General features: G+C 65.6%; 14 protein-coding genes. 6 read left to right on the forward strand and 8 right to left on the reverse strand.

The window, feature by feature from the left end:
* Positions 1-12: 12 nt before the first annotated feature.
* The 3 genes from FFS35_RS14700 to FFS35_RS14710 form a co-directional block, all read right to left on the reverse strand.
* Positions 13-4131 (reverse strand): translocation/assembly module TamB, encoded by a 4119-nt coding sequence (locus FFS35_RS14700; RefSeq protein ID WP_249341676.1) that lies wholly within the window; start codon positions 4129-4131, stop codon positions 13-15.
* A complete protein-coding gene (locus FFS35_RS14705) occupies positions 4128-6008 on the reverse strand; it encodes an autotransporter assembly complex family protein (RefSeq protein ID WP_249341677.1) in 1881 nt (626 codons plus the stop codon). The genes FFS35_RS14700 and FFS35_RS14705 overlap by 4 nt, the downstream gene beginning before the upstream one ends.
* 129 nt (positions 6009-6137) lie before the next feature.
* Complete coding sequence (locus tag FFS35_RS14710) at positions 6138-6350, reverse strand: hypothetical protein (protein WP_137787852.1); 213 nt, start codon at positions 6348-6350, stop codon at positions 6138-6140.
* 115 nt (positions 6351-6465) lie between these two features.
* Between FFS35_RS14710 and FFS35_RS20055 the strand changes: the two genes are divergently transcribed.
* Entirely contained in the window at positions 6466-6642 is a 177-nt protein-coding gene (locus FFS35_RS20055) for a hypothetical protein (RefSeq protein WP_171007647.1), read from the forward strand.
* A 191-nt stretch (positions 6643-6833) separates the two neighbouring features.
* Here the strand turns inward: FFS35_RS20055 and FFS35_RS14715 are convergent, their stop codons facing one another.
* Positions 6834-7457, reverse strand: a complete 624-nt coding sequence (locus tag FFS35_RS14715) for a S24 family peptidase (protein WP_137787853.1) — start codon at positions 7455-7457, stop codon at positions 6834-6836.
* A gap of 259 nt (positions 7458-7716) precedes the next feature.
* On the opposite strand from FFS35_RS14715, the gene FFS35_RS14720 reads away from it, so the two are divergent.
* Positions 7717-8031: a hypothetical protein gene (locus tag FFS35_RS14720; protein WP_137787854.1), complete on the forward strand. Its 315-nt coding sequence runs from the start codon at positions 7717-7719 to the stop codon at positions 8029-8031.
* 7 nt (positions 8032-8038) lie between these two features.
* On the opposite strand, the gene FFS35_RS14725 is transcribed toward FFS35_RS14720, so the two are convergent.
* Positions 8039-8797, reverse strand: a complete 759-nt coding sequence (locus tag FFS35_RS14725; protein WP_137787956.1) for a molybdopterin-binding protein — start codon at positions 8795-8797, stop codon at positions 8039-8041.
* Positions 8798-8850: 53 nt separating this feature from the next.
* Between FFS35_RS14725 and map the strand changes: the two genes are divergently transcribed.
* A complete protein-coding gene (gene map / locus FFS35_RS14730) occupies positions 8851-9678 on the forward strand; it encodes a type I methionyl aminopeptidase (RefSeq protein WP_137787955.1) in 828 nt (275 codons plus the stop codon).
* A 19-nt stretch (positions 9679-9697) separates the two neighbouring features.
* Here the strand turns inward: map and FFS35_RS14735 are convergent, their stop codons facing one another.
* On the reverse strand, positions 9698-10435 hold the full coding sequence (locus FFS35_RS14735; protein ID WP_137787855.1) for an LssY C-terminal domain-containing protein: 738 nt from the start codon (positions 10433-10435) through the stop codon (positions 9698-9700).
* Between the two features lie 152 nt (positions 10436-10587).
* Here FFS35_RS14735 and FFS35_RS14740 point away from each other — a divergent pair, with 152 nt between their 5' ends.
* Positions 10588-12768: a PQQ-dependent dehydrogenase, methanol/ethanol family gene (locus tag FFS35_RS14740; RefSeq protein WP_137787856.1), complete on the forward strand. Its 2181-nt coding sequence runs from the start codon at positions 10588-10590 to the stop codon at positions 12766-12768.
* A gap of 21 nt (positions 12769-12789) precedes the next feature.
* Here the strand turns inward: FFS35_RS14740 and FFS35_RS20060 are convergent, their stop codons facing one another.
* Positions 12790-12945 carry a hypothetical protein gene (locus tag FFS35_RS20060; RefSeq protein WP_171007648.1) on the reverse strand — a complete coding sequence of 52 codons (156 nt, stop codon included), beginning with the start codon at positions 12943-12945 and terminating at the stop codon, positions 12790-12792.
* 28 nt (positions 12946-12973) lie between these two features.
* On the opposite strand from FFS35_RS20060, the gene FFS35_RS14745 reads away from it, so the two are divergent.
* Complete coding sequence (locus FFS35_RS14745) at positions 12974-13312, forward strand: P-II family nitrogen regulator (RefSeq protein ID WP_137787857.1); 339 nt, start codon at positions 12974-12976, stop codon at positions 13310-13312.
* Positions 13313-13387: 75 nt separating this feature from the next.
* Positions 13388-14800 (forward strand): type I glutamate--ammonia ligase, encoded by a 1413-nt coding sequence (glnA, locus tag FFS35_RS14750; RefSeq protein WP_137787858.1) that lies wholly within the window; start codon positions 13388-13390, stop codon positions 14798-14800.
* Positions 14801-14909: 109 nt separating this feature from the next.
* Here glnA and FFS35_RS14755 read toward each other — a convergent pair whose 3' ends face one another.
* Positions 14910-15377 carry a hypothetical protein gene (locus tag FFS35_RS14755; protein WP_249341678.1) on the reverse strand — a complete coding sequence of 156 codons (468 nt, stop codon included), beginning with the start codon at positions 15375-15377 and terminating at the stop codon, positions 14910-14912.
* Positions 15378-15410 lie beyond the last annotated feature (33 nt).

Consider the following 15410-nt stretch of genomic DNA (forward strand, 5'->3'; position numbering starts at 1 on the left):
CCGCCCTGCCACTCAATAATCCTTGGAGACGCGCACATTGGCGCTTTGCCGCCCGAGGGTCGAGATGCTGGACAACAGCGACAGCCAGCGCGTCACCTGATATTCGATCCGCGTCGCGGAATAGCCCTGCCCATCGGTGATGATCTCCGCATAGAGCTTGCGCGTCACATATTTGCCCGCAGCGATCGATGTCTGTTGTCCGGCCTGCGGATCGGCAGGAAGGATGCGCAGCCGGTCAAGCCCGGCCGCGCGCCGGACCGCGTTGATCGGATTCAGCCCCCCGCTGCCATCCTTCAGCGCCGCCACCGCCGCCGCGAGCTGCAACGCCTCCGGCGCGGACAGGCTTGTGATCGACGTGCCGAAGAGAAGGCGCGAGAGCAGCTCGTCCTGCGGCAGCGCGGGCGTGCTGGTGAAGCTGATTTCCGGCTTTTGCGCGACACCGGTCACACGGATGGTGGCGTTCAGGTTCGTCGAATCCGCATTCGCCTCGATATCGAGAGCTGGGTTGGCCGGTACTTCTCCGCCGAACCGGATCACCCCGCGCGCCAGCTGGAATTCGCGGCCCGCGAATTCATAATTGCCCCGCACGAGATCGGCGCGGCCGGTGATCGCCGGGTTGTCCGGTGCGCCGCCGATCTTGAGGTCGGCTGACCATTCGCTCGACAGACCAAGGCCGCTGACCATCAACTGGCCCGGCGCTCGGGCGTGCACATCGAGCCGCCATGGCGTAGGGCGCGCTTCATCTTCCTCGCCGCCGCCCGGCAGGTTGATCTCGCGTACCTTGAGCGCTGGCACCGCGCTGGCCGCCGTCGCCTGCCCAAGCCGGTAGCGGCTGCGATCGAGCACAACATCGCCGGAAATCAGCCCGCCCGCCCCGCTCGAATGAAAGCGCAGCGGGCCAGTGACGGTCGCGGCGATATCGTCGCGGTTGATGAGCATCGCGCGGCGCGCGTCGAGCACCAGATCGAGACCGATCCCCGCATCGGTCGAAAAATCGAACTGGCCGCTACCGGTCACGCGCCCGCCCTTGCCAGCATCGGCGGCGAATTGCTGGATCTGGAGGCGCGATCCCTGGAAGGCCCCCGCCGCCTGAACGTTGGTGAGCACGGTTCCGGTCGTCGCGCTTTCGATCCGCGCACCGTTGGCGCGCAGCATCCCCCGGATCGAGGGATCGGACACGCGACCCGACACGTCCGCGCCGATCGCCACCGGGCCGGAGATCGCAAGCATCTCGACGCCGCTCAGCCGCCATAACGTATCGGCCGGCCCGTTGTAGCGCAGTTGCGCGGAAAGGCCCGCGCCCATCAGTCGCTGCGCTATATCGCCCTGTCCCAGCGGCGACAGCAGCGCCTGCGCGCGACCGATCGTCTGCCCGCCCGATGCCATCACGGCGCGGACCCCTGCCTTTTCGGCGGAGAGGACGCCCGCAATGCCGATGTCGATCGGCTTGGAGGAGGCGAACAGGCCGGCGCGGGTGAGGCCGCGCACCGTTAGATCCGCCCGCCCGTTCGGCGCGCCATCGCCGCGGATCGCATAATGCACGCTGCCCGACGCGCTGCCGCCAAGCGCGAGACCCGGATAGCCGATGTCGAGGAGCGACAACGGCATACGCGCAAGTGTCGCCTCGATCTCAGTGGAATCGTCCCCGAACTGGCCAGATAACGTCGCCTCGCCGCCCGCAAAGCCAAGTCGCATCGGCGCAAGCCGCCACGCATTGCCCGCTCGCGTAACCACCGCCGGCTCGAGCAGCTTAAGTTGCCGGCGATCTACCGTTCCCGCGGCGGTGATACGATAGCTGTCAGGCGTTACGGCGATGACGCTGCTGATATCAAAGGCCCGCCCGCGCGCCGCCGATATCTGTGCGCGAATCTCGCCTGTACCGCCACGCAGATGCGCATTGCCCGCAAAGCGCCCGATCGACAGCCTGCCGCGCTGAAATCCTCCGCCATTGGCGCTTGCTTCGATCGATGACCCCGCGGGATCAAGCAGCGCGACTAGATCGAGATGCGCGACACGCACCGAGACGCGATCCCCGAGTTTCGCTCGGCGTGCATCGATATGCGCCTCCACGCGCTGCACCGCGCCGGCCGGTCGGAGTAGGAGCTCTCCGGAAAGACCGCCGCCATCCAGCGCCAGCCGGCCGGCGAGACCGCCCTCGACGATATCGAGAGCGCCTACCGCACGCGTCCCGCTCACGTCGATCCGGGCGAAAGCGATCTGCGCGTTTCTGCCGGGCGGTAACAGGATATTTCCCGCCGCCTCGAACGGGCCGAGCCGCGACCCGCCGGCGGCGACGAAAGCGAAGCCGCCGACGCTTGGATCGAGATGCGCGCGCACCTGCCTCAGCCCCATCGCCTCGTTCGGGGCAGCCAGCACCAGATCGATCGTTGGCTTCTCGATCTGGCCATCGAGCTTTAGCGTCAGCGGGCCATAGCTTTTCTGAGTCCCACGCCCCTCGAAGACGAACGTGCCATCGCGGCGACGAAGCCCGGTGCCGACAAGGCGCAGCGACGGGGCGGTAAGAACGAGGTTGGTGAAATGCATCACCCCATCGGGCGTCCGCTCCAGCGCGGTCTGGATGCGCGGCAGCCCGCCTGCGATACCGCGGAAGAAGCCGTTGTCGAGCCGCACCATCCGCGCCTCCCCGCGTCCGATGACGCGGGTGCCATGGCCACCCGGCCCCGGCGCGACGCGCAGCACGGAGGCTACGTCCACCACGCCGAGCCCGGGGATGAGATAGCGCCCCAGTGCGCCGTTGACGCCGATCTGATACTGGCCGTTCGCCAGATCCAGCAACAGATTGACCCGCCCGGACAGCTTGTCTGACCTCACACGCAGATCGTCGCCGGTGACGAGGCGACTGGTGACGCGCAGCACGCCATCGACGGAAAGATTGCGCAATATGCCCCCGGCTACATCTCCCACGCCCGTCACACGCGCGGCGGTGAAATGCACCGGCAGGCCGAGCGGCGATCGGGAGAACCGCCCCTTCCCCGCCGCCCGCGCCTGTTCGAAACCGGTATCGTCAAAGGCGAAGCGGGTGGCGATGAGGCGGTAATCGAACGCGGCGGTGGCGAACGCACCCTCAAGCACGGCGCGCAGTTCCATGTCACGCGCCGTCATGTTCGGAAACAATGCGGCAGGTTTGAGCAGCCGCGCGCGGATGCGGACGTAACGAAACGCGCTGGCGCCGAGATCGATCGTGCCGGCAGTGTCGATCGCCAGCGCCGCGGACCGGAGCGCCAGATTGCCCGCCAGGCGCCGGTCGGTGAGCGTCGCGCCGCCGTTCACGGTGACGCGCGGCGCGGTGAGCCGTTGCAGTTTGCCGCCAAAAACCACCGAGGGGACGAGATCGCCCGTGAGCGTGTATGCGCCCTTCCGATTGCCGAGCGAGAGATCGATCACCCGCTCGCCGCCCGCATCGGCGCGCGCCTCGCCGTCCCACCTCGCCCAGCTTCCCGAGCCTGACACGTCAAGCCGCAGCGGCTTGCGAATGTCGGTGAGCCGCGCGAGCAGACCATCTTTCACGCCGCGCGCGCGGACGGCGATATCGAACCTGTCGCGATCCGGCTCGGCATCGATATTCAGCCGAAGCGCGTCGCTGCCCTCGATCACCGCCGACAGATCGACCATTGCGCGACCGGCGTGAATATCCGCCCGCCCCAGGATGCGGCCATAGCGCGCCACCCCCGTCACCCGCCGATCGACGATCATCCGGTCGACCGTCAGCCGGCCGATGCGGATATCGAAATCGGGGAGCAGCGGCCCCTGCTTCGCGCTGGGGCGGGTGCGCGGCCATTTGGCGAGAGTGGCGACAGGCACATCGAGCGCGGTGATGTCGAGCCTGTTGTTGAACCAGCGCAGCGGCGACCAATCCAGCCGTGCGACAGGCGCGGAAAATACCAGCCCATCGAGATCATGGACGCGCACGTCGCGCAGTATCGCGCGACCGTAAAGCGAGCCGTCGATCCGCCCCACCGTGAAACGCAGCCCGCTGGGCGTGCGCACCGCGGCGATGCGATCGGCGACCCAGCGATGGCCCATGTCGGTGTCGACGACCAGTATCGCGGCGGCGAAGATCGCCAGCGCCGCCGCTGCGATCCCTGCGATCCACCGGGTCGCACGCCTCAAAATGCCTGCCCCAGCGAGACGTACACGGCGACGCGCGAATCGCCCTTCTGCGGGTTTAGCGGCGTGCCGACATCCAGGCGGATCGGGCCGAAATTGGAATAATAGCGCACGCCTAATCCGGCGCCGTATTGCAGCGCAGTGAACTTGGGCAGCGGCGAGGTGTAGATGTTGCCGGCATCGAAGAACGGCACGATGCCGAAGCTGCCGCCGACCTTCAACCGCGCTTCGATCGAGAATTCCGTTAGACTGCGCCCGCCGATCGGATCGTTGTTTGGATCACGTGGGCCGATCGCCTGATAGCCGTAGCCGCGCACCGATGCGCCGCCGCCGGCATAGAAGCGCCGCGACGGCGCGATCGCGTCACGCGGGGCGCCGACGATCGTGCCGAGCCGTACCCGTCCGGCGAGCACCAGCTTGTCGGCGAGCGGCGTATAGGCGCTGGCGTCGATCTGGGTGCGGGCATAGCCGAACGCCTGACCGAGCAGCGACAGCTCCGGGCTGAGCCGGCCACCGAGCCGGTAGCCGGTGGTTGGGTTGAGGAGATCGTCCGAGCCGTCATAAACGAGGCTCAGCGGCAGCGCGGCGATATAATAGGTGCGGCGGCGCGGCTGCCCGGTGGAGGCGATCACGTCGCGTTCGTCTGTGCTGACCAGCTCCGCACCGATCGACCATGTCCACGCCTTCTGAAAAAAGATATTGGTCTGCCGCTCCAACGAGCCGGAGATCGAGAAGGTATCGGCGATATAGGCCAGCCGCTCGGTGTGAGAGAGCGCGACCTGCCCGGTCAGCACGCGATCGCGCCCCTCGAAATTGTTGCGGCGATAGGTGATCTGCGCAAGCTGTTCCTGAGTCCCAAGTACGCCGCGCAGAATGATCGCGCCTTCGGGGGGGAAGAAGTTGCGATGCGTCCAGCTTACCTCCGCGCGCGCCCCCTCACCGGTGCCATAGCCGAGTTCGCCCGCGATCGTGCGAGGTGGAGCTGGCTGAAGCGTGACATCCACATCGACGATATCGGGCGCGGCGCCCGGCACCGGCTTCACTACGGCACTGGAAACCAGGCTTGTCTGGATCAGCGCGCGCTTCAGATCATCGAGGCCGGGGGCGTAATATTGCTCGCCGGGCTGGAAGCGCGCGATCTCCTGCACATGCTTGGCGTCGAACACGCGATTGTTCGCGTTGACCCGGAAGCGCCCGAATCTGCGCGCGCGGCCGGGATCGACTTTCAGATCGAGCGTCGCGGTGCGCGCAGTGCGATCAACGGTAACCTCGGGATCGCCGATCTTGGCGAACGGGAAACCCTGTTTGCCGGCCTGTTCGGTCAACCGCGCCTGTGCCGCGGCGATCGCGTCGGCGTTGACGGGATCGTTCTGCTTGACGCCGAACGCATCAGTAAGCGCGGCCGACCTGTCGCCCGCCGCCGCCATCCCATCGATCGTCACGGTAGCGAGGCGATAAAGCTGGCCCGGTGTGGCGGACAGCACCACCACCGGCTTGCCGGCGCCGGCATCCACGCTGGTTTGAACGCGCGCGTCATAATAGCCCTCGCCGCGCAGGAGCGCGACAAGCAACGTGGCGTCCTCCCGCGCGCGCCGATCGAGCTGGGCGGCATTGGCCGGCTCCCCGTCATGCTGATCGAGCACCGAAAGTTCGGCGAAGCGCTGCCGCAGCAAGGAGGACGCAACGTTATCGATCCCCTCGATGCGATAAGCGTAGCGCGTTTCGGCAACAACGTTTGCCGCCTCGGGCGCGGTATCTGCCGGCGCCTTGGCGAGATCGGGCCACGCCACGCCAATATCGGGCATCGGTGAAAGCGGTGCGTCCGGATCGAGCATGTCGCTCGCGCCGACAGGCGGCGTGACCGAAAGCGTTTCGGGCATGGGTGTTCGTTGCTGTGCCGCGGCGGGCGGCACGGCGAGGATCGCGACCAGTAATGCGGCGCCTCGCCGAACCATCTCAGCCTGATAGCGCGCGATCCCGCCGCGCGACAATGGTGTCGCCGCTAGGCCCTAGTGAATCGTGCCCACCACGCGGTCAGCCGCGAGCAGCTCAACCAGCCGCTCGATCTGGCGCCAGTGACAGAAGTGGATGTGATTGCCGATATCCCTGCTGCGATCGGCGCGCGCGGCGGCCTCGTCGGCAGCGGCGCGGCCATGGGTGACGAGCAGCGCCTCGGCATCGGCGAGCGTCGTACGCCCGGCTACATAAGGGAAGTTTTCCATGCGGCGCTCCCATTGCGCGCGCGCCGCCTAAGACTCCGTTCGGAAAGAGCCTTTCCAAAGCGTTTAGCGATCCGGGCACTGGCATCGTGACGCGCGACATGCCAAGGCGCGAGCCATGCCAGCCGAAAAACCCGCACGCCCTTCCGCCGCCGGCGGCTTCCTGATCGCCAGCGGCGTGCTCGGCGGCGCGATCCTCGGCTTCGCCGCAGGTCAGCCAACGATTGGGTTGCTGATCGGGCTGACAATTGGGATCGGCGTGTCGATCGCGCTGTGGCTGAGGGATCGCGGCTAGGCGACCGCGGGCGCCGCAGTGCGGTACCCAGCGCATCTTCACCACCGGAACCAACCAATCGCGGCGCCGATCTGAAGCGCGACGATCATTAAGAGCTGCGTGGAAGACGGCTCGTTGCGGGTCTTGTGCCGGAACAAATGCCGCGCGATCAGCGCTCAAGCAAGACGGCGCCATTGTGACTATCGAGCGTCTTATTGCGGCATCCGCAACAAGAGCTTGACCCGCCCGATCGGCTGCACCGCCTCGGCCGAAACAGTGACAGGCGCATAGGCTGGATTGTCGCTCATCAGCGTGAGCATCCCCTGCTGGGCGATAACCCGTTTGACGAGCAGGTCGCCGTCCCGGCGCAACACGAGGATCGCGCCGGTTCGCCCCACGTTGCGGTCGCCGCCGTCCACCACCAGCCGGTCACCATCCAGGATCGTCGGCGCCATCGAATCGCCCCGCGCGGTAATGATCGAGGCGGTGCGCGGAGCGATGCCGACTGCCATAAGCGTTTCCGGCGAGAAGCGCTCGGGGCGCAGGCGGCGCTCACTGCCGGGATCCGCCCCCGCGCCGGCCGCCGCCGACACTGCGATCCATGGCACCTCGATCATTGCCGCGCCCGCCGCCGTGCCGCCGAGAACGCTCTCCTCCACGCCGAAAAAGGCGGCGAGCGTGCGACGATCATCTTCCGCCAGCCGCTTCGGTGAGCCGCGCCCGACGAACTGCTGGAGATAGGCGACGTTGCGCCCGAGCATCGTCGATAACGCAGCGAGGCTTGTGCCGCGTGCCTCGGCAAGTCGCACCAGCGCTTCGCGTGGGTTTTTGCTCATTCCCGACATTAGTCGCAGGAAATTTCCTGGACAAGTTGGAAATCATGAGAGAACAAAAAAGGAACAGAGAATCGGGAGTCGAGAACGATATGTCGCTACTGGCCAAAATCGATCGCTATTTGCGCCGCACCGGCATGGCGCCAACCACGTTCGGCCGACGCGCTGTCCGCGATCCGCGTCTGGTGGGCGACTTAAGGCTGGGGCGCACGCCTGGTCCGGGTGTTTCAGCGCGGGTCGACGCATTCATCGCGAGCAGCCAGTGAAGCGGGGGCCGGGCGTGGTCGCCCTGCTGGAACGGGCGCTGAGCAACTCGGCCGGACGGAGCGGCGCGAGCATCGCCTTTACCGATAGTCACGCGACGGAGTGGCACAGCGCGACCTTCTCCGGCATGCGCCACGAGATCGCCGGTGGCGCGCCGACGAGTGCGGCGCTGGACCAATGGCTGGCGGGTCTGAGGGAAGACACGCTGCCGATCCTGGGGCATCTGGTCGCCGATATCGCGGTGGCGTCAGTGCACCGGGCGCCAGCCCGCACCAGCTTCCGGCTGGAGGCGCTTACCGTGGCGGAGAGTTGACCGCCGCTCAGATTCCGCCGGGCACCGATTCGCGCCCGACCGCGGCAAGCGCCTCGGCCAGATCGGCGATGCAGCGATCGACCTGCGCCGAATCCGGCGAGCGGACCACGAAATTGGCGCCGGTCCTGCCCTCACGGAAGAAGGGGTAGCTGCCGATCGCGACGCCCGCATGGCTGCGCTCGATCCGGCCGAGCAGCTCCGCGACCTCGCTCTCGGCCACCCAGCAACCGAGCGTACCGCTCACTACCGGGCGGCCACCTTGCAGCGTGCCCGTCAGGGCGTCGAGCATCCCGGCCGTGATGCTGGGAACCCCGGCCATGATAAAGATATTGCCGCAGCGGATGCCGGGCGCGCCCGACATGCGATTCTCGATGAGGTCCGCCCCCTCCGGCACGCGCGCCATACGCAGGCGTGCATCGGTAATGCCGCCACGAGTGGCATAATAATTCTCCAGCACCGCGACCGCCTTTGGATGATGGACGACGCCTACACCCAGCGCCGCCGCGATCGCATCGACGGTGATGTCGTCATGCGTCGGCCCGATGCCCCCGGTGGTGAAAAGATAATCGTTGCGCGCACGCAGGGTGTTCACCGCCTCGACAATCGCTTCCTCGCGATCGGCGACGACACGAACCTCGGCGAGCCGGATGCCCTGCACGTTTAGCCACAGCGCGATCTGCGCGACGTTCTTGTCCTGCGTTCTGCCGGAGAGAATCTCGTCGCCGATCACGACGAGTGCGGCGGTCCAGATGCGTTCGTCAACCATGTGTTTCGGGGCATAGCCTCGCCAATCGGCGTTCGCCACGCTATATCGACATGATGACTGAATATGTGACTGTCAGCAGCGATGCGCCGCTGGGGCGCGATGGCGCGATCAAACTCCACGGGCGCGACGCATTCGACGGGATGCACAGGGCCGGACGTCTGGCGGCCGAAACGCTCGACATGATCGTGCCGCACATGGTGCCCGGCGTGACCACCGCCGAAATCGACCGGCTGATCCATGACTTCATCGTCAGCCGCGGCGGGGTCCCCGCAACGCTGGGGTATCGCGGCTATACGCACAGCTCGTGCATCTCGATCAACCATGTCGTCTGTCACGGTATCCCGGGCGAGAAGCCATTTAAGTCGGGCGATATCGTCAACGTCGATGTCACGCCCATCCTGGACGGCTGGCACGGCGATTCAAGCCGTATGTATCTGATTGGTGAGGTGCCGCTGAAGGCGAAACGGCTCGTCGACGTGACCTATGAATGCCTCATGCTCGGGATCGAGCAGGCAAGGCCCGGCAATCATATGGGTGATGTGGCGCACGCGATCCAGCGTCACGCGGAGGCGCATCGCTACGGTGTGGTTCGTGATTTCTGCGGTCATGGGGTGGGCCGCCTGTTTCACGATGCGCCGGAGGTCGTTCATGTCGGGCGCCCCGGGACCGGGCCTGAACTGCGCCCCGGCATGATCTTCACGATCGAGCCGATGATCAACATCGGGCGACCGGACGTGAAGCTGCTCGACGACGGCTGGACGGCCGTGACGCGCGACCGTTCGCTTTCCGCGCAGTTCGAGCATTCCATCGGCATCACCGAGGATGGTTGCGAGATCTTTACGCAATCGCCCGGTGGCCTGGATCAACCACCTTACGCGTGAGCGCGCCCGGTGGCGGCGCTCAACATCCGCCCCCGCTCAATCGATAGACGTGGATCATCCCGTCGGTGAGGTATTTGTCCCCGCCGCCGTTGCGGTGCCAACCGGGGGTGATCCGCGACTGCCGGGCATCGGCAAGTTCGGCGCCGCTCGCGCGAAGCAGCGCGCCGGCAGCGTCACGCTCGTCGTCGACCTTCGGCCCGATATGATGCGTGATCTGTAGCGTGAACAGGCTCAAACCGACGCCGCGATCGAAGGTGGCGGCGGCCGCCCAATGATTCGGACCGATGCGCCAGAAGCGGATGTGGTGGCGCTTGTCCGCGCTCCTGCCTTCGTCGCGCTGGAAGGCAAAATCCTGCGTGCGATCCGCAAAATACAGCGGGCTGACGGGCGCCTCCGGATAGGGCCGGCCGAGCAGCACGCTGGCCGCGATGCCAAGGCCCGATCGCAGGTTTACCGGATCGGCAAGCGACCAGCCGCCGCGGCGGAACACGCATTCGATCGCGCGACGCTCGCCGTGTAACTCCAGGTTGATCGGGTCGCCAGGAATATCCTGTGCTGTATAGGAAACGATCTCCGCGCGCTTGCCGATCAGCTTGTGCTCATGATGGCTCCAGAGGCGCGGCAGACCGCCATAGGCAAGGGTGAACCACAACGCGGGCAGGCCAAGCAGCGCGATCGCCGCGATGGTCGCCCAGCTCCAGCCGTTGCGCCTGCGGCGACGTCGCAGGTCGGCGGCGGAGCGATCGGCCTCGTTCATGACGCTCAGGCTGCCGCGATATCCGCGCGCTGGCAATCGAATTGCGCGCAGGACGCTGCGATTAAGCGAATCGACTTACCCCCTTCCCTTTGCGTCAATCCTGCGCCACCATTGTCAGAACGACTCCACAACGGCGGAGCGGGGAGAGGGATATGCGGAAAGGTTTCGCGCTGACGGCGATCGTGGCGCTGCTGGCGTCGTGCACCAGCGGGGGCAACAACCAGCCGGCAAAAAGCGGCGCGTCCGGCGTGGGCAAGGTCGATGGCGCGCTGCTCACCACCGGCGGCGACGGCAGCGACTGGGCGATGACCGGCTTCAATTATGCCGAACAGCGCTTCTCCCCCCTTACCCAGATCAACGACGGCAATGTGGGGCAGCTCGGCGTCGCCTGGTTCGCGGACATGCCGGACGCGCGCGGGCAGGAAGCGACGCCGATCGTGATCGACGGCAAGCTTTTCGTGACCGGCCCGTGGTCCAAGGTGTTCGCCTTCGACGCGGCGACCGGGAAGGCGCTGTGGACATACGATCCGAAGATCGATCCGCAAAAAGGCGTGCAGGCGTGCTGCGATGTGGTGAATCGCGGCGTCGCGGCGTGGAAGGGCCGGCTCTATCTCGGCACGCTCGACGGGCGGCTGGTCGCGCTGGATGCGGCGACGGGCAAGGAGGACTGGTCCGTCCAGACCACCGACAAGGCCAGGCCCTATACGATCACCGGCGCGCCCCGCGTCGTAAAGGACATGGTGCTGATCGGCAACGGCGGCGCGGAGTTCGGCGTGCGCGGCTATGTCACCGCTTATGATGCCGCGAACGGCAGCAAGAAATGGCGTTTCTACACTGTCCCCAATCCGAACGGCGCGAAGGATGGTGAAGCCTCCGACGCGGCAATGGCGAAGGCTTCGCCCACCTGGTCCGCGAACGGGCAGTGGAAGCAATCCGGCGGCGGCGGGACGGTGTGGGATTCGATCGTTTATGACGCAGAGCTTGACCAGCTTTACCTCGGCGTCGGCAACGGATCGCCTTGGAACCACGGGCTGCGCTCGGAAGGACAGGGCGACAATCTGTTCCTGTCCTCGATCGTCGCGCTGAAGCCGGAAACGGGCGAATATCTCTGGCATTATCAGGAAACGCCCGCGGAAAGCTGGGATTTCACAGCGACACAGCCGATCAACCTCGCCACGCTTACGATTGACGGCAAGCCGCGCAAGGTTCTGATGCAGGCACCGAAGAACGGCTTCTTCTACGTCATCGACAGGACGGACGGAAAGCTCATCAATGCCGGCCAGTTCATTCCCGGCGTCAATTGGGCGACCGGCTATGACATGAAGACCGGGCGACCGATCGAGAACCCGGCATCGCGCTATTACAAAACAGGCAAGCCATTCCTCGCCGTGCCCTCGGCGATTGCGGCGCACAATTGGCAGCCGATGAGCTTCAACCCAAAGGCAGGGCTTGCATATATCCCGGCGCAGATCGTCGGCGCGGGTTATATGGCAGGCAACGCGCCGCTCGATCAGGCAAAGCCGATCGGCTTCAATGTCGGCGAGAATATGGGCGCGCTGATGTATCCGCGCGACGCCGCAGCGGTGAAGGGCGCGACGGCGGCGGCGACCGGCCTGCTCGTGGCCTGGGATCCGGTCGCGAACAAGCCGCGGTGGACGGTGAAATATCCGACGCCGTGGAATGGCGGCACGATGACCACCGCGGGCAATCTGGTATTCCAGGGCACGTCGCTGGGCGAATTCCGCGCTTATGCGGCCGATACGGGGAAACAGCTTCTCGCCTATCCGGTCGGCACCGGCGTGATGGCGGGGGCGGCGACCTATGTGGTCGGCGGCACGCAATATGTCGCGGTGCTCGCCGGCCGGGGCGGCGCACTGCCGCTGTCGCTCGGCTACGCTTATGGCAAGGGCGCGGAGGTGCCCAATCGTCCACGGCTGATCGTCTTCAAGCTGGGCGGCAAGACCGCACTCCCCACGACCACGCCGCCCGACAACAGCCCGGTGGCGCTGCCGGCCGCCACCGGCACGCCGGCGCAGGTTGCCCAAGGCCGCGATCTGTTCGGTCGCTTCTGCCAGGTGTGCCACGGCGCCTCGGCGGCGGGCGGCGGCGGCGTGTTGCCGAACCTGCAACGCTCGGGCGCGCTGGGCAATGCGGATGCGTGGAAATCGATCCTGATCGATGGTGCGCTCAAGGATCAGGGAATGGTCAGCTTCGCCAAGGTGCTGACACCCGAGCAGGCGCAACTGATCCGCCTGTATGTGATCGACGAAGCGCATTGGGCGCAGCAGAATCTGCGCGACGGCGGCGCGGTGCAGGCCAAGTCCGCCAGATAGTTCGAGGGCAGCGGCACGCGCTCATCCCTCGCGTGCGCCGCTGCCCTCGAAACCGGCACGGCTCGTCCGCGTGCCCGAAAAACGGGCAACGAATATCCCCGGTTTGAGACGAGTCGCCGCCTTGCCCTTCGCGCGCGCGACTGGCACGTTCGATGCAAAGCCGTTGGTATTCGGCATGGCTTCAAATGGGGACGGGCATCAACGCGTGAAGAAGATCGAAGCGATCATCAAGCCGTTCAAACTCGATGAGGTGAAGGAGGCGCTGCACGAAGTGGGCGTGTCCGGCATCACCGTAACCGAGGCGAAGGGCTTTGGCCGGCAGAAAGGCCATACCGAACTTTATCGTGGCGCCGAATATGTCGTCGACTTCCTACCGAAGGTTAAGCTGGAGGTAGTCGTCGAGGACGGGCTGGTCGATCGCGTGGTCGAAGCGGTCGCGCAGGCCGCACAGACCGGCCGGATCGGCGACGGCAAGATTTTCGTCATCCCGGTCGAGACCGCTCTGCGCATCCGCACCGGAGAGCGCGACGACGACGCGATCTGATCCGCGACCACAACTCAAACGAACCATCGCCGGCCTTCATGACCGGCGGCATCTCGAACACGAAGGGCATTAATCATGGCGACGACGGCCAGCGACGTTCTGAAGCGTATCAAGGACGAGGAGATCGAGTGGGTCGATCTTCGCTTCACCGATCCCAAGGGCAAATGGCAGCATCTCACGATGTGCGCCGGCGTGCTGGGCGAGGATGAACTGACCGACGGTTTGATGTTCGACGGATCGTCGATCGCCGGATGGAAGGCGATCAACGAGTCCGACATGACGCTGAAGCCTGATCTGGATGCGGTCTACACCGATCCGTTTTCGGCCACGCCGATGCTTATCCTGATCTGCGACATCGTCGAGCCGGCGACCGGCGAGCTCTACGCCCGCGATCCGCGCTCAACGGCGAAGCGCGCGGAAGCCTATCTCAAGACAACCGGAATCGGCGACACGGTGTACGTCGGCCCGGAAGCCGAATTCTTCATGTTCGACGACGTGCGCTTCGAAAACAGCTATTCCACCAGCTATTACAAGATCGACGACATCGAACTGCCCGGGAACAGCGGCCGCGAATATGAGGGCGGCAACCTGGGCCACCGTCCGCGCGCCAAGGGTGGCTATTTCCCCGTCGCCCCTGTGGACAGCGCTGTGGATATCCGTGGCGAGATGGTTTCGACCATGCTCGAAATGGGCCTGCCCTGCGACAAGCACCACCACGAGGTAGCGGCGGCACAGCATGAGCTGGGCCTTACTTTTGGCACGCTCACCACCACTGCGGACCGGATGCAGGTCTATAAATATGTCGTGCATCAGGTCGCCCATGCCTATGGTAAGTCGGCGACGTTCATGCCCAAGCCGATCAAGGAAGATAACGGCTCGGGCATGCACACCCACTTCTCGATCTGGGAAGGAAAGACCCCGCTGTTTGCCGGTAACGGTTATGCCGGGCTTTCCGATATGTGCCTGTATTTCATCGGCGGCATCATCAAGCACGCCAAGGCGGTGAACGCGTTCACCAACCCGTCCACCAACAGCTACAAGCGGCTTGTGCCGGGCTATGAAGCGCCCGTGCTGCTCGCTTATTCGAGCCGCAACCGCTCGGCCTCCTGCCGCATCCCTTATGGAGCCGGAGCAAAGGCAAAGCGCGTCGAAGTTCGTTTCCCGGATGCGCTCGCGAATCCGTATCTCGCCTATGCGGCGCTGATGATGGCTGGCCTCGACGGCATCCAGAACAAGATCCATCCGGGCGACGCGATGGACAAGAACCTGTACGATCTGCCACCGGCGGAGCTTTCGCAGGTACCGACCGTCTGCGCATCGCTGCGCGAGGCGCTCGAGTCGCTGACCGCCGACCATGACTTCCTGCTCAAGGGCGACGTTTTCTCGAAGGATCAGATCGAGGCCTATATCGAGCTGAAGTACGAAGAGGTCGCGCGCTGGGAGATGACGCCCAGCCCGGTAGAATATGATATGTATTATAGCGGATAAGCTTCGGTTGCGCCGGCTCGCTCAGCAGATTGCCGCTGTCGGCCGGCGCACCCATTCATGACGGTTAACGGCGCTGTGTCGCGGCGCCGTTGATATTCAAAGCGACACTTTACTGATAATCCGCCGGGTCGGGCGTAGGCGCGTTGCACGCCGCGTTGCTGCCGTGCTTGCAGGCATAAACCTGCCGTCGCCAATCGACCATCGCGTCAGCATAGGCGCGCTCCTGCCGCGCATAGCGCGCTTCGTCGCGCGCAATTTCCCGGTGATGCGCATGCATCGCCTGACGGTAGGCGGCCACATCCGCCGCGTACTGCGCTGAATCCGCCGCTTGCACGTCTGCCTGCGCCGCAGCCTGCGACGAGCTGTCAGCCAGCGCGGCGCGGTTTGCGGCGTTTACCGCAGGGCGCCCCGCGGCGTCGATCGCCTCGGTCCGCGGGCTGTCCTTGTCATAGCCGCGATCGTAAGGGAGCGGCGCGTGAGGCGCATCGGGGTCTTGCGCCTGCACGTTGGTCTGGGCAGCGGCGGGCGTGATCGCGGCTATAGCGGCGCCGACAAATATCATCGGGAAAACTCGCATCGAAAGCCTCCTTGGCATCGGAATGCGCGTTCA

This window comes from Sphingomonas sp. 3P27F8 (genome assembly GCF_005502745.1).
Taxonomy (GTDB): domain Bacteria; phylum Pseudomonadota; class Alphaproteobacteria; order Sphingomonadales; family Sphingomonadaceae; genus Sphingomonas.

What these genes read in the sequence shown, in the direction of transcription:
- FFS35_RS14710 (WP_137787852.1), bottom strand. Translation starts at nt 6,350, where the DNA reads ATGGAAAACTTCCCTTATGTAGCCGGGCGTACGACGCTCGCCGATGCC.
- FFS35_RS20060 (WP_171007648.1), bottom strand. Translation starts at nt 12,945, where the DNA reads ATGCCGAATACCAACGGCTTTGCATCGAACGTGCCAGTCGCGCGCGCG.
- FFS35_RS14735 (WP_137787855.1), bottom strand. Translation starts at nt 10,435, where the DNA reads ATGAACGAGGCCGATCGCTCCGCCGCCGACCTGCGACGTCGCCGCAGG.
- FFS35_RS14740 (WP_137787856.1), top strand. Translation starts at nt 10,588, where the DNA reads ATGCGGAAAGGTTTCGCGCTGACGGCGATCGTGGCGCTGCTGGCGTCG.
- glnA (WP_137787858.1), top strand. Translation starts at nt 13,388, where the DNA reads ATGGCGACGACGGCCAGCGACGTTCTGAAGCGTATCAAGGACGAGGAG.
- FFS35_RS14705 (WP_249341677.1), bottom strand. Translation starts at nt 6,008, where the DNA reads ATGCCCGAAACGCTTTCGGTCACGCCGCCTGTCGGCGCGAGCGACATG.
- FFS35_RS14715 (WP_137787853.1), bottom strand. Translation starts at nt 7,457, where the DNA reads ATGAGCAAAAACCCACGCGAAGCGCTGGTGCGACTTGCCGAGGCACGC.
- map (WP_137787955.1), top strand. Translation starts at nt 8,851, where the DNA reads ATGACTGAATATGTGACTGTCAGCAGCGATGCGCCGCTGGGGCGCGAT.
- FFS35_RS14755 (WP_249341678.1), bottom strand. Translation starts at nt 15,377, where the DNA reads ATGCGAGTTTTCCCGATGATATTTGTCGGCGCCGCTATAGCCGCGATC.
- FFS35_RS20055 (WP_171007647.1), top strand. Translation starts at nt 6,466, where the DNA reads ATGCCAGCCGAAAAACCCGCACGCCCTTCCGCCGCCGGCGGCTTCCTG.
- FFS35_RS14725 (WP_137787956.1), bottom strand. Translation starts at nt 8,797, where the DNA reads ATGGTTGACGAACGCATCTGGACCGCCGCACTCGTCGTGATCGGCGAC.